Origin of the sequence: Bradyrhizobium sp. CCBAU 11386, from assembly GCF_028128955.1 — a bacterium.
Lineage (GTDB): Bacteria > Pseudomonadota > Alphaproteobacteria > Rhizobiales > Xanthobacteraceae > Bradyrhizobium.
This window is the reverse complement of the sequence record NZ_LBKA01000240.1, coordinates 90,156-103,552: the sequence shown is the minus strand read 5'-3', so window position 1 is coordinate 103,552 and position 13,397 is coordinate 90,156. Positions and strand designations below refer to the sequence as shown.

Sequence of the window (13,397 nt, the reverse complement as noted above, 5' to 3'; positions counted from 1 at the left end):
CAGGCCGGGACCCATACGCCGAGGACGCAATTGTTGCGCGAGCTGACAATTGCCAATCTTCGTCAAAATCAATTCGGTGGTTATGGGTCCCGGCCTACGCCGGGACGACATCGCAATATTTGGCGATAGCGGAATCAGTTCTCCCGCACCCGCATCAACAACCCCAGTCCCGCGACGAAGAACACCACCAGCACGGCCATGCCGGCCTTCTGGCTCGCGGTCGCCGCGGTGATCGTGCCGATCAGCAGCGGGCCGATGAAGGACGTCACTTTCCCGGTCAGCGCGAACAGGCCGAAATACTGCGCGATACGATCCTTTGGTGCGAGGTGGATCAGGAGCGTCCGCGAGGCGGCCTGAAGCGGTCCGCCGGCAGCGCCGATCAGGCAGCCCAGTACGAGATAGGCGCGCTCGGCCGCGCTCGAGAACAAGGGCGCTCCCGGCTGGGGGGCTGCGACCTTGACGAACAGCACGCTGTCCTTGTCGACTAGAAGGATCGCCGCCACCGACAGCAGCAGGACCAGCATGCTGCCGGCGATGACGCGCTTCGGCCCAAGATGATCGTCGAGCTTGCCGCCGAGCCAGGCGCCGAACGCGCCGGCGATCGCGAGCATGATGCCGAAGGTGCCGATCTGGATCGTGTGCCACCCGAACGTGCCGGCGGCGTAGATGCCGCCGAAGGCGAACAGCGACACCAGGCCGTCGGTGTAGATCATGTTGGCGAGCAGGAACGCTGCGAGCGATTTCTGCTGCGGCAAACTCCTGATCGATTGCTTCAGCTCCGACAGGCCTTCGCGCAGCGCCTCGCGCACCGGGCGCTTCGCCGGATAGTCCGGCGTGAACAGGAACATCGGCGTCACGAAGATGATGAACCACAACCCGGTCAGCGGTCCGGCGGCGCGATCTCCCTGATGGCTGGCGGGATCAAGCCCGAACAGCGGCGTGAAACCGAGCAGCGTGCGTCCGGTCTCGGGATTCGCCGCGAGCAAGCCGAGCACGATGATCAGGCTGACGATGCCGCCGATGTATCCCGTGGCCCAGCCGGTGCCGGAGAGCCGGCCGATCCGCTCCGGCGGCACCAAGGTCGGCATCATCGCGTTGTTGAAGACGGTGGCGAATTCTGCGCCGACGCTGGCGAGCGCGACCGCGGTGAGCAGGGGCGGAATGACCGAGGGATCGCCGGGCTTGCCGATCCACAGCGTGCAGGACGCCAGCACCAGCAGCGCGCCGAACCCCGCGATCCATGGCTTCCTGCGGCCCGAGGCATCCGCGATGGCCCCCAGCACCGGCGACATCAGCGCGATGGCGAGGCCCGCTGCCGCCATCGCAAAGCCCCACAGCGATTGGCCGGTGGCAGGATCTGGCGCAATGCTGGTGGCGAAATAAGGCGCAAACACGAAGGTCGTGATCAGCGTGAAATAAGGCTGCGCGGCCCAGTCGAAAAAGATCCAGCTGACGACGGCGGCGCGCGGCGGATAGGTCCGCTGGGCGCTGGCCATGTGCGCATCCGAGGCGATCGTCGTCATCACGCAGTCCTCATCACGAACAGTTTTGCCTGTCTTGGGGCAACCGTATAGCATTGCAGCGACGTGTGTGAACTGTCCCGAGGACCCAGCGGAAATTTGATGATGTCGTCATTTTCGTCACGGCGGACATTTTTCGCCTTGTTTGCCGCTCTGGCGGTTGGTCTGGCGTCTGCGACCGCACAGGATGCGCGGCGCGCCTATGTCCCGCCCGCGCTCGACACGGTGCATGCCGTTGCAGCCGAGCACGGCATGGTGGTGGTGCAGGAAAGGATATCGGCGCAAGTCGGCGCCGATATCCTACGACGCGGCGGCAATGCCGTCGATGCCGCGGTCGCGACCGGCTTTGCGATGGCCGTGACCTATCCACGCGCCGGCAATATCGGCGGCGGCGGCTTCATGGTGATCCATTCCGCTGAGCGCAACGAGGACATCGCGATCGACTATCGCGAGACCGCGCCGGCAGCGACCACGCCGCAGATCTTCCTCGGTCCCGACGGCAAGCCTGACACCGCGAAGTCGCGCGATTCCGCGCTCGGCGTCGGCGTGCCGGGCACCGTCGCAGGACTCGCGCTGGCGCTGGAAAAATACGGCTCGGGCCAGTTCACGCTGGCGCAATTGCTCGAGCCCGCGATCGCGCTCGCCCGCGACGGATTCATCGTCAGCGACGATATCGCCGATAGCCTGCCGGGTTGGCACCGGCGCCTCGTGCGCTGGCCTTCTTCGGCCAGGATTTTTTCGCGGCCTGATGGCACCTCACTCGGTGAAGGGGATCGACTGGTACAGAGCGATCTCGCCGAAACGCTCTCGACCGTCGCCGCGCAAGGTCCGCCCGGCTTCTATGAGGGCCCGATTGCGGAAAAGCTCGCCAAGGCCCTGTCCGACGCCGGGGGCATCATGACGGCTGCCGACCTGAAGGCCTATCAGCCAATCATCCGCGCGCCCGTGCGCGGCACCTATCGCGGCTACGACATCGTGTCGATGCCGCTGCCTTCCTCCGGTGGCGTGGTGCTGGTGGAGACGCTCAACATCCTCGAAGGCTTTCAGCTCGCGGAGCTGAAGCAGGGCTCGCCGGCGTCGCTGCATCTCCTGATCGAGGCCATGAAGCGCGCCTATGCGGACCGCGCGCGCTATCTCGGCGATCCCGCCTTCGTCAACGCACCGATCGACACCCTCACGGCAAAGGACTACGCCGCCAAGCTGCGCGCGGGCATCTCCACCAGCCGCGCCACGCCGTCGAAGCAGCTGGTGTCCGCCGCAAGCGCGCCGCGCGAGGGCAGCAACACCACGCATTTCTCCGTCGTGGATGACCGCGGCAACGCCGTCAGCAACACATACACGCTGAACTTCAGCTATGGCGTCGGCCTCGTCGCTGATGGCACCGGCGTGCTGCTCAACAACGAGCTCGACGATTTCACCGCGGCGGTCGGCGCTTCCAACGCCTATGGCCTCGTCGGCTTCGAGGCCAATTTGCCAGGGCCCGGCAAGCGGCCGCTGTCGTCGATGTCGCCGACCATCGTGCTGAAGGACGGCAAGCCTGTGCTGGTGACGGGCTCGCCCGGCGGCAGCCGCATCATCTCGACCGTGCTCCAGGTGATCGTGAACGTGCTCGATTACAAAATGGATGTGGCCGCCGCCGTTGCCGCACCGCGGCTGCACCATCAATGGCTGCCGGACGAGGTGCGCATCGAGCGCGGTTTTCCGGAGGATGTCCTGCTCGCGCTGAAGGCGATGGACCATCTCATCGTCGAGCCGATGGGACAGACCTCGGCCAACTCGATCGCGGTGACACCGAACGGTCCCCTCGGCGCACCTGATCCGCGCACGCGCGGCGCGGAAGCAGCGGGCCAGTAGCTCGTCCGCTGCATGGCACCGAAGCGGGCGCTCGCTTGCGCCCGCTGCCACGCGTGCTACCACCGCGCAGCTTCAAGAAACTGCCGGGGAAACGCACATGACCACAGCCGATCCGAACCAGCGCATCGAACGCGCCGAGATCGAGGACACCAGCCTTCTCGCCTTCTATCGCGACATGAACACGCCGGAGCGACGGACGTTCTGGGCCTGCGCGGCGGGCTGGGCGCTCGACGGCATGGACTTCATGATCTATCCGCTGGTGATCGGCACCATCATCGCGCTGTGGAAGGTCGACGCGGCACCTGAGAATCTCGAGATTCCGGGTCTGGTGCTTCGCACCATCCCGGAATGACAGAAACTAACTACCGCCCCACCTGGTACGGCCCGCCTTTTTCCAGCGCTCTGGCGTAGGCCGGCCGCGCATGGATGCGCTCCAGGAACGCCATCGCCTTGGGATGGCCCTGCTCCAGCCCGCCGCGCGCTTGCGCGGCTTCGAGCGGGAAGCTCATCTGGATGTCGGCCGCGGTGAACTCGTTGCCGGCGAACCACTCGCTCTTGGCAAGCTCGCCTTCCCAGTAATCCATGTGCTGCTTGAGCTGCGGATTGACCAGCGCGGTGAGCGCCTGGTTGCAGACCTTGCGCACCAGCGGACGAAGCAGCGCCGGTGCGCGCTTCGGCATCAGCGTGAACAGCAGCTTGAGCAGCAGCGGCTGCATCGCCGAGCCTTCCGCATAGTGCAGCCAATAGGTGAAGCGCAACCGCTCCGGCGTGTTCGGCGGCGGGATCAGCCGGCCGTTGCCGTAGGTGGCAATGAGATATTCGATGATCGCGCCTGACTCCGCGATGGTGTTGCCGTTGTCGGTGATGACGGGCGACTTGCCGAGCGGATGGATGGCGCGCAGCTCCTTCGGCGCGCGCATGTCCGGCTGGCGCTGATAGCACACGATCTCGTAGGGCACGCCCAACTCCTCGAGCAGCCACAGCACGCGCTGCGAGCGGGAATTGTTGAGGTGATGGACGGTCAGCATCGGCGGGGTCCCCAGGCTAGGCGTGGTCGGTTGGCCGCGTTCGTGCCAGCCCGGGAACGCAATGTCGAGCCGTCCTGACGGATATTTTCACCCGGGTATATTGACAAGGATAATTTACCCGGGTATTAAAAGGCCAACTTCATCAAGTTGGCTATGATTCCGATGCAAAGGACTTTCACAGCTTTCCAGGGCCGGCGCCGCCTGGCGTCCGGGCCGGCAGGAGAGGTCGCGCTGGTCGTCAAGCGGATGGCGCCACCGCCGGACGAGCCCATCATCATCTTCGAGGACTCTACGGGCCGATCGATCGACTTCGATCTGCGCGGCGGGGATCGCGAGGTGCTGGCGCGGGTGACGAAGCTCATCCCGCCCACGGTTGAGGAGACCGCACCACCGAGCGAGCCGCGCGGGCGCGGCCGGCCGAAGCTCGGCGTGGTCGCGCGCGAGGTGACGCTGCTGCCGCGGCACTGGGAGTGGCTCAACGCGCAGGCGGGCGGCGCCTCGGTCGCGCTGCGGAAACTCGTCGACGAGGCAAGGCGTGCCAGCGGCGACAAGGACCGCGAGCGGCAGGCGCGCGATGCGGCCTATCACTTCATGTCGACCATGGCGGGCAACCTGCCGCAATTCGAGGAAGCCTCGCGGGCATTGTTCGCGGATGACCGGCGGCGCTTCACCGGACTGATCGCGGACTGGCCCACTGACATCCGCGACCACATCGTCAAGCTCGCCTACAGCGACCGCGCGTAAACCGCGCGGCGCTTTCTCTCAACCCTATCGACGGCCCAAGCCGCGCCTCGCGCGGCAACGGCTTCGCACGCCCTGATGAAAGGCCAATCCATGTCCGCCGCCACGCCGCTCTGGACAACATTCCTCCGCTTCCTCGCGCCCCTGATGCTGAGCAACGCGCTGCAATCGCTGTTCGGCACCGTCAGCAACGTCTATCTCGGCCAGATGATCGGCGTCGACGCGCTCGCCGCCGTCTCGGCGTTCTTCCCGGTGATGTTCTTCCTGTTCGCCTTCGTCATGGGCCTGAGCACCGGCGCCACCGTGCTGATCGGCCAGGCGTTTGGCGCCGGTGAACATGGCATGATCAAGATCGTTGCCGGCACGACGCTCGCGGTCGGCCTGCTGCTCTCGATCTCGATTGCATTGGTCGGCGGGCTGTTCTGCCGGCCATTGATGATGGCGCTCGCGACGCCCGCGGACATTCTCGATCAGGCCTCCGCCTATGCGCGCATCATGCTGCTGACGATGCCGCTCGGCTTCGTCTTCCTGCTGATGACGGCGATGATCCGCGGTGTCGGCGATGGACTGACGCCTCTGCTGGCGCTGGCGTTGTCGACCGCGATCGGCCTGATCCTGACGCCGATGCTGATCCGCGGCGCGTTCGGATTGCCGGCGGCCGGCATCGCCAGCCCGGCATGGGCGGCGGCGATCGCCAACGCGCTGACGCTGATCGCGCTGGCCGTCCATCTGCGGCGAAAGCAACATGCGCTTGCTCCTGATGCCGCGCTGCTGCGTCATCTGCGGCTCGACGGATCCGTGCTCGGCAAGATTCTCGGCATCGGACTGCCGAGCGCGATCGGCATGGTGGTGATGGCGATCGCCGAGCTCGTGCTGCTCGGCCTCGTCAACGGCTTTGGCTCCGACGCCACCGCCGCCTATGGCGCCGTCAACCAGGTGATGGGCTATACGCAGTTCACGGCGATGTCGATCTCGATCGCGGTCTCGATCCTCGGCGCGCAGGCCATCGGCGGCGGCGACAGGGGCCGGCTCGACGGCATCGTGCGCACCGGCCTCGCCTTCAACCTCGTCCTGACCGGCGGGCTCGTGGCGCTGATCTATCTCGCGCCACGCGCCGTGCTCGGCATCTTCATCACCGACGGCGCCGTGCTCGATCTCGCCAAGGAACTGCTCACCATTGCCTTGTGGAGTTCGGTGCCGTTCGGCCTGGCAACGGTGTTTTCGGGCGCCATGCGCGCCGCCGGCGTGGCGCTGACGCCGATGCTGCTCTCGATCTTCGCGATTCTCGCGATCGAGCTGCCGGCTGCGGTCATCCTGAGCCGCACGATTGGCCTGAGGGGCGTATGGGCCGCCTATCCGATCGTGTTCTGCGCCATGTTCGTTTTGCAGATGGGCTATTACATCTTGGTGTGGCGCAGGCGGGCAATCCGGCGTCTGATCTGACCGGATCATCAAGGTATTATGACCATCATTAAACGGTGGACCTGTGGCGCACGCTGCGCCACAATGGATGAAAAAGCGACGTCAGGGAGAACGATTTGACCCGCACAGCCCCGCAATTCCTGTTCGATTTCGGCAGCCCGAACGCCTATCTCAGCCATCTGGCGATCCCGGCAATCGAACAGCGCATCGGCGTCAAATTCGAATATGTGCCGATCCTGCTCGGCGGCATCTTCAAGTCGACCAACAACAGGTCGCCGGCCGAGACGCTCGCCGGCATCAAGAACAAGCGCGAATTCCAGGCGATCGAGACTGAGCGCTTCATCAAGCGCTTCAAGGTCCAGCCTTACGTCTTCAACCCGCACTTCCCCGTCAACACGCTGAACCTGATGCGCACCGCGATCGCGGCGCAGCTCGAGGGCGTATTCGAGGCATATGTCGAGGCCGCCTTCCACCACATGTGGCGCGAGCCGAAGAAGATGGACGATCCTGAAATCGCGGCGAAGGCACTGGCGTCCTCCGGCCTCGATGCGCAAAAGCTGTTCGCGCGCGCCCAGGAGCCCGAGGTGAAGGGCAAGCTGATCAAGAACACCGAAGAGGCGGTCGCGCGCGGCGCATTCGGCTCGCCGACCTTCTTCGTCGGCAACGAGATGTTCTTTGGCAAGGAGCAGCTGCGTGAAGTCGAGGAGATGGTGCTGGAAAAGGGCGAGTAGTGAATGGCGAATGGCGAGTAGTGGAAACGTTACTCGCGTTTCGTTATCTGCTATCCTATTCGCTACTCCCTGTTCGCCATTCGCCTTTGTCCAAAGAACAACAATAACGGAGTTTGTCCCATGCGTATCCTCGTGGTCGGCGCTGGCGCCATTGGCGGCTATTTTGGTGGCAGGATGTTGCAGGCCGGCCGCGACGTCACCTTCCTGGTCCGGCCGCGGCGCGGCAGCGAGCTGGCGAGCGCCGGCCTCGTCATCAAGAGCCCGAACGGCGACGTGACGCTGAAGGCTCCGCCGACGGTCGAGGCCGACAAGCTCAAGGACAAGTTCGATGTCGTGCTCTTGAGCTGCAAGGCGTTCGATCTCGACGATGCCATCAAGGCGTTCGCGGCGGCGGTCGGGCCTGATACGGCGATCATTCCGATGCTGAACGGCATGAAGCATCTCGATACGCTCGATGCCAGGTTCGGCAAGGAGCGCGTGCTCGGCGGGCTCTGTGCCATCGCCGCAATGCTGAACGAGAAGCGCGAGGTGGTGCAGCTCCAGCCGATGCAGGCGATCAGCTACGGCGAGCGCGACGGCAAGCTGTCCGACCGGGTCAAGGCGATCGACGAAGCCTTCAAGAGTGGCATCGTTGGTGCCACCGCCAGCCAGAACATCATGCAGGACATGTGGGAGAAATGGGTGTTCCTCTCCTCGCTCGCGGCCTCCACCAGCCTGATGCGCACCTCCATCGGCAACATCCTCGCTGCTCCCGGCGGCAGGGATTTCCTGCTCGGCATGCTCGACGAGACCAGTGAGATTGCCACCGCGTCAGGCTATCCGCCAGGTGGCCCGTTCTTCGAGCGGGTGAAGGGCAACCTCACCACCGAGGGCTCGCCGATGACGGCGTCGATGTTCCGCGACATCAAGGCCGGCCTGCCGGTCGAGGCCGATCACGTCATCGGCGATCTCATCGCACGCGGCGATGCCGCCAAGGTGCCGGTGCCGAAGCTGCGCATCGCGTATACGCATTTGAAGGCGTATGAGAAGCAGCGGGCGGGGTAGCTCCAGCAACACACTCGGTGTCGTCCCGGACAAGCGTAAGCGCAGATCCGGGACCCATAACCACAAGATTACATCGTACGCGAAGTCGGCGCTCCGAGTCCCCGTAACCACATCTTCCTGTGGGTATGGGTCCCGGATCTGCGCGCGCTTGAGGCGCGCTTGTCCGGGACGACAGCGGAGTTTACCGCTACACTTCCTGCGCTACTGCAAATGCGCCAGGTAATGCGCGACCGCCGTAATCTCTTCTTCGCTCATCCCGTAGGCGACATCGGCCATCGCGGCGACGCCGCCGCCGACGCGCTGGCCGGCCTTGTAGTCGTGCAGCGCCTTCACGAGATATTCCTCGCGCTGACCGGCGAGGCGCGCAACGGCTTTGGTGCCCGCGTAGGTGTCCGTGTGGCATGAGGCACAGCGGCGGCCGGTGGCGACTTGGGCGCCTTTCCTCGACAGATCGGAGTCCTTGTCCTCCGGACCCTTCGGCGGCGCGAGCTGCGAAAAGTAAGCCCCGAGACTGCGGATGTCCTCGTTGCCGATCTCCTCGACGATCGGCTGCATCTGGTCGTTCTTGCGCGAGCCGGCGCGAAAGAACACGAGCTGCCATTGCAGGAATTGATCGGGCTGGCCTGCGAGTGAGGGGATGTTCTCGGTCTGCGAGATACCGTTGTCGCCGTGACAGCCGGCGCAGGCCTCCGCCTTGGCCTTGCCGGCGGCAGTGTCCGCGGCGTGAGAAGCCGGCGTCAGCAGGAGCGCCGCCGACAGCAATCCGAACCAAGCAATCCGCATCGATGATTTCTCCGACTGTCATCGCCGGGCTTGACCCGCCTGCGGGGCCGAAGCCGCTTCGGCGTGGCGCAGGCCCGGCAATCCATCCCATTTTCAATGAGTTTCTTGTTTGATGGATGCCCGGATCAAGTCCGGGCATGACGAAGGTGTTCCACCGCAAGCCTGTCCGCATGGCGTGAAAAAGGCTGCGGCCGCCTCATGGCCACCGCAGCCTTCGTTTCGCCCGCGCGCTACTTCTTGCTGTAGCTGATGCGATAGATCGCGCCGGCCCAGTCGTCAGCGACGAGGATCGAACCGTCCTTGGCGAGGATGATGTCGCTGGGACGGCCGAGATAGCCCTGGTCACCCTCGATCCAGCCGGAGGCGAACACCTCCTGCTTGGCGTTCTTGCCGTCGGGCCCGACGATCACGCGCATGATGCGGCCGCCCTGGTACTTGTGACGATTCCAGGAGCCGTGCTCGGCGATCAGGATGTTGTTCTTGTACTCGGCGGGGAATTGATCACCGGTGTAGAACTTCATGCCGAGCGGAGCGACATGCGCGCCGAGGTTCAGCACGGGCGGCGTGAACTCGGAGCACTTGTGACCCATCGCGAACTTCGGATCGGGCAGGTCACCCTGATGGCAATAGGGATAGCCGAAATGCTCGCCGATCTTCGAGATCATGTTCAGCTTGTCGCTGGGCAGATCGTCGCTGACCCAGTCGCGCGCGTTCTCGGTGAACCAGTATTTGCCGGTACGCGGATCGACGTCGCCGCCGACCGAGTTGCGGACGCCGAGCGCATAGACTTCGGCGTTGCCGGTCTTGGGATCGACGCGCCGGATCTGCGAGACGTTGGTCGGGGGAATGCCGATGTTGAAGGGCGGTCCGAACGGAATGTAGAACCAGCCGTCCTTGTCGACCGCGATGTACTTCCAGCCATGGGCGGCATAGGAGGGCATGTCGTCATACACGACCTTGCCGTCGCCGAGCTTGTCCAGATTGGCTTCCGCGTTGTCGTAGCGGATCAGCTTGTCGACCGCGATGACGTAGAGCGCACCGTCCCTGAAGGCGAGACCGGTGGGCATGTTCAGCCCCTTGAGGATGGTCTTGACCTCCTTCTTGCCGTTGTTGTCCTTGATGGCATAGACGTTGCCGAGGCCGAACGAGCCGACGAACAGCGTGCCCTTGTCACCCCAGGCCATCTGCCGCGCGGCGAGCACGCCGGGTGCATAGACCTCGATCTTGAAGCCCGCCGGCAGCTTGATCTTCTTCATCATCGCCGCGAGCTCGGCCTCCGATGCGCCGGTCGGCGGACCCGACGGCGGCGCTAGGCCCTTCTGCGCCTCGGTCTCGTCGCCCAGGAACCAGTCGTCCGGCGGATGGGTCCAGAATTCCTTGGTGCCGGATTCGTATTTCTTCAGCGTCCGGTTCTTGTCCTGCTGTTGCGCATTGCCGGCGCTGGTCCCCGCGAGAAGCGCAACCGCTGCAAGCGCGAGGACGGATTGAAAGACGGATCGATGGAATTTCATCGCGTCACTCCCCTAAGGCAGCCGTCGGGGCTGCACATTATTTTGTTTTGCTAGTCGAGAGGCGAAGTTTGGAGCCTGTCGAGCGACAGACGCAAAAAGGTTAGCACATCTGCGAGCGGTGAGAAGCGCGTGGCGTGCACTGCGGTTGCGCTCAATAAGAATTGAGACGGATTGTCTTCGGACGCTGGCTCAGCAGCCGCAATGATCTCGCTGCAACGCGGAATCAAGATCGCGCGCGGCTGATTTTCAGGCGGCCGAAGGGGCGGTCACACAAAAAGCGCGAAAACAACCCCATGCACAGTAGAACGGCAAAGGCCATGTTGCGCCCGGTGACGGCACGCAGACATTTGATGCATCGAGCAAAACTGCAACAGTGGCGATCACGAGGCGACGGGGTAAGGCCCGTCGTCGAACACCGCATCATGATAGCCTTTCGACCCGACCTCGCGCGCCAGCGTGCTGCGAAAATCCTGTCCCGCACGGAGGCTGTGCAGCACATGCGCGAAGCCGAATTCGGGCCGCCAGCCCAATTCGCGCCGCGCCCGATCGTTGACGTAGACGCGGTCGATCTGCGGAAACAGGTGCCAGCTGTGCGCCGCATAGAGCTGCGCACAATCCGGATAGAGCTCGCGCACGACACCCGCCGCGTCGCGCGCGAGCGCCGCGAGATGCTGCGGCTCGAACGGACTCGTGGCCGACACGATGTAGCGGGCGAAGCCGATGTCAGGCGCGCGTTCGACGGCGAGCAGATGGGCGCTCACAGCGTCCGCTATATCCAGCCGGCGATAGAGCAGCTCATTGGCCTGTGCGTTCTCCAACGTGTAGGCCGCGCGCATCGCCGGATCGTCGTCGTCCTCCGGAAAGAAGCGCGAGGTTCGTATGGTGAGGACGGGCAGCCCGCGCTCGCGAAAGAACAGCTCGCACAAGCTCTCCGCCATCAGCTTGGTCGTGCCGTAGATGTTCTTCGGCACCGGCGGCAGGTCCTCGGTGACCCATACCGCGGCCTGTCCCGCCTCGGGGCGGAGCTGCGAGCCGAACGCGCTGGTGGTGCTGGTGAAGACGAAGCTGCGCACGCCGGCGGCCACGGCCGCCTCGAGCAGATTGAGCGTGCCGGTGACGTTGGTGTCGACGAAATCCTGCCTGCTGTGGGTCGCCACATGCGGCTTGTGCAGCGTCGCGGTGTGGATCACGGCGGTGACGCCGTCCATCTGGCCGCGCACGAAGTCCGGATCGACGATCGAGCCGACGGCATCGGTGAAGGGCGACGGCTTCAGATCGACCCCGCGCACAGGTGAGCCGCGCCCGCGGAGCGTGCGGAGAAGGGCCTCCCCGAGATGGCCCGCGCTGCCGGTGACCAGAATTGTCATTTGGGACCCGATACAGCCGCCAACGGCGTGGAAACCCACGATTCCGTCCGGTCTGGCTGGATGCTCTGGGAAAAATTGGAGCGGGCGAAGGGGCTCGAACCCTCGACCCCGACCTTGGCAAGGTCGTGCTCTACCACTGAGCTACACCCGCATCCTGTGTCGGTCGCATGACGCGCCGGCAACGGCTGTCGTATGCCAAAAGCGGGAGGGGAATGCAACAGCTACCGGCGGCATAGATTGGTATCTTGGGGCCTATATGGACCCCGAAAGCGGCCAAATCGACCGAAAATGCCCCGGAACCGCCGAATCGGCCCGGATGGATTGAAATTCGGCCGTCCCGGCCCAATTTAGGAGCCGACAACGAAGCATATGCATTGGCGACGTGCTAAAGACCCGCCATTCCAGACATGAGACGAGGGGATCCCGTGACGATCATCGACCAGGGTAACGGAGCGGCGGGCCCGGCTGCGGCCGATCTGATCAAGGACACCACCACCCAGACCTTCGTGAAGGACGTCATCGAGGAATCGAAGCGCCAGCCGGTGCTGATCGACTTCTGGGCGGAGTGGTGCGGGCCCTGCAAGCAGCTCACCCCCGTGCTGGAAAAGGCGGTCAAGGCGGCCAAGGGCAAGGTCAAGCTGGTCAAGATGAACATCGACCAGCACCCGGCGATCCCGGGCCAGATGGGCATTCAGTCGATTCCGGCCGTGATCGCCTTCGTCAATGGCCAGCCGGCCGACGGCTTCATGGGCGCGGTGCCGGAGAGCCAGCTCAACGCCTTCATCGAAAAGCTGACCAAGGGCGTGACGGCGCCGGGCGAGCCCAATATCGCCGAGATCCTGCAAGAGGCCGAGGCGGTGCTCGCCGAGGGCGACGCGGCCGCCGCGGCGCAGATCTATGCCGAGGTGCTGCAGCACGATTCGACCAACATCGCGGCACTGGCAGGTCTCGCCAAGTGCTACGCCGTCTCCGGCGCGATGGAGCAGGCCAAGCAGACGCTGGCCATGGTGCCGGAGTCCAAGCGCAACGACCCCGCCGTGAAAGCCGTACAGACCGCGATCGATCTCGCCGAGCAGGCGGAGCAGCTGGGGCCGGTGGCGGAGCTGGAACAGAAAGTCGCCGCAAATCCGCTCGATCATCAGGCACGCTTCGACCTTGCGACCGCGCTCAACGCGCAAGGCAACCGGGCAGCCGCGACCGAGCAGCTGCTTGCGATCATCAAGCGCGACCGCAAATGGAACGACGACGGCGCCCGCAAGCAGCTCATACAGTTCTTCGAGGCCTGGGGCGGCACGGATGATGCAACGATCGAGGGACGCAAGCGCTTGTCGACGATCCTGTTTTCGTGAGGGCCGTTATTTTTTGAGCATGATCTTGTCGGAAAACCGCTTCGCAC

11 protein-coding genes, 1 tRNA gene and 1 pseudogene are annotated in these 13,397 nt (G+C 64.5%); 7 read left to right on the top strand and 6 right to left on the bottom strand.

Annotated elements, in window-relative coordinates:
- Positions 1-134: 134 nt before the first annotated feature.
- Positions 135-1,523: an MFS transporter gene (locus tag XI09_RS26675; protein WP_271569487.1), complete on the bottom strand. Its 1,389-nt coding sequence runs from the start codon at positions 1,521-1,523 to the stop codon at positions 135-137.
- Between the two features lie 99 nt (positions 1,524-1,622).
- Between XI09_RS26675 and ggt the strand changes: the two genes are divergently transcribed.
- Both ggt and XI09_RS26665 read left to right on the top strand, forming a co-directional pair.
- On the top strand, positions 1,623-3,374 hold the full coding sequence (gene ggt, locus XI09_RS26670) for a gamma-glutamyltransferase (protein WP_271569486.1): 1,752 nt from the start codon (positions 1,623-1,625) through the stop codon (positions 3,372-3,374).
- Between the two features lie 97 nt (positions 3,375-3,471).
- Positions 3,472-3,687: pseudogene (locus tag XI09_RS26665) on the top strand (MFS transporter); the annotation flags it as partial.
- A 49-nt stretch (positions 3,688-3,736) separates the two neighbouring features.
- On the opposite strand, the gene XI09_RS26660 reads toward XI09_RS26665, so the two are convergent.
- Positions 3,737-4,402, bottom strand: a complete 666-nt coding sequence (locus tag XI09_RS26660) for a glutathione S-transferase family protein (protein ID WP_271569485.1) — start codon at positions 4,400-4,402, stop codon at positions 3,737-3,739.
- A 162-nt stretch (positions 4,403-4,564) separates the two neighbouring features.
- Here XI09_RS26660 and XI09_RS26655 point away from each other — a divergent pair, with 162 nt between their 5' ends.
- From XI09_RS26655 to panE, 4 genes are all read left to right on the top strand, one after another.
- On the top strand, positions 4,565-5,146 hold the full coding sequence (locus XI09_RS26655; RefSeq protein ID WP_271569484.1) for a DUF2239 family protein: 582 nt from the start codon (positions 4,565-4,567) through the stop codon (positions 5,144-5,146).
- 90 nt (positions 5,147-5,236) lie between these two features.
- Positions 5,237-6,586 carry an MATE family efflux transporter gene (locus XI09_RS26650; RefSeq protein ID WP_271569483.1) on the top strand — a complete coding sequence of 450 codons (1,350 nt, stop codon included), beginning with the start codon at positions 5,237-5,239 and terminating at the stop codon, positions 6,584-6,586.
- A gap of 95 nt (positions 6,587-6,681) precedes the next feature.
- Positions 6,682-7,296 (top strand): 2-hydroxychromene-2-carboxylate isomerase, encoded by a 615-nt coding sequence (locus XI09_RS26645; RefSeq protein WP_271569482.1) that lies wholly within the window; start codon positions 6,682-6,684, stop codon positions 7,294-7,296.
- Positions 7,297-7,416: 120 nt separating this feature from the next.
- Positions 7,417-8,340, top strand: a complete 924-nt coding sequence (gene panE, locus XI09_RS26640) for a 2-dehydropantoate 2-reductase (protein ID WP_271569481.1) — start codon at positions 7,417-7,419, stop codon at positions 8,338-8,340.
- 201 nt (positions 8,341-8,541) lie between these two features.
- On the opposite strand, the gene XI09_RS26635 is transcribed toward panE, so the two are convergent.
- From XI09_RS26635 to XI09_RS26620, 4 genes are all read right to left on the bottom strand, one after another.
- Positions 8,542-9,123, bottom strand: a complete 582-nt coding sequence (locus tag XI09_RS26635) for a c-type cytochrome (protein ID WP_271569480.1) — start codon at positions 9,121-9,123, stop codon at positions 8,542-8,544.
- Between the two features lie 230 nt (positions 9,124-9,353).
- Positions 9,354-10,634 (bottom strand): PQQ-dependent sugar dehydrogenase, encoded by a 1,281-nt coding sequence (locus XI09_RS26630; protein WP_271569479.1) that lies wholly within the window; start codon positions 10,632-10,634, stop codon positions 9,354-9,356.
- 380 nt (positions 10,635-11,014) lie between these two features.
- Complete coding sequence (locus tag XI09_RS26625; RefSeq protein ID WP_271569478.1) at positions 11,015-12,001, bottom strand: NAD-dependent epimerase/dehydratase family protein; 987 nt, start codon at positions 11,999-12,001, stop codon at positions 11,015-11,017.
- A gap of 76 nt (positions 12,002-12,077) precedes the next feature.
- Positions 12,078-12,152: transfer RNA gene (locus XI09_RS26620), tRNA-Gly, on the bottom strand.
- A gap of 274 nt (positions 12,153-12,426) precedes the next feature.
- Here XI09_RS26620 and trxA point away from each other — a divergent pair.
- The gene (trxA, locus tag XI09_RS26615; RefSeq protein ID WP_271569477.1) at positions 12,427-13,350 is read left to right on the top strand and encodes a thioredoxin; all 924 of its coding nucleotides are present in this window, start codon (positions 12,427-12,429) and stop codon (positions 13,348-13,350) included.
- Positions 13,351-13,397 lie beyond the last annotated feature (47 nt).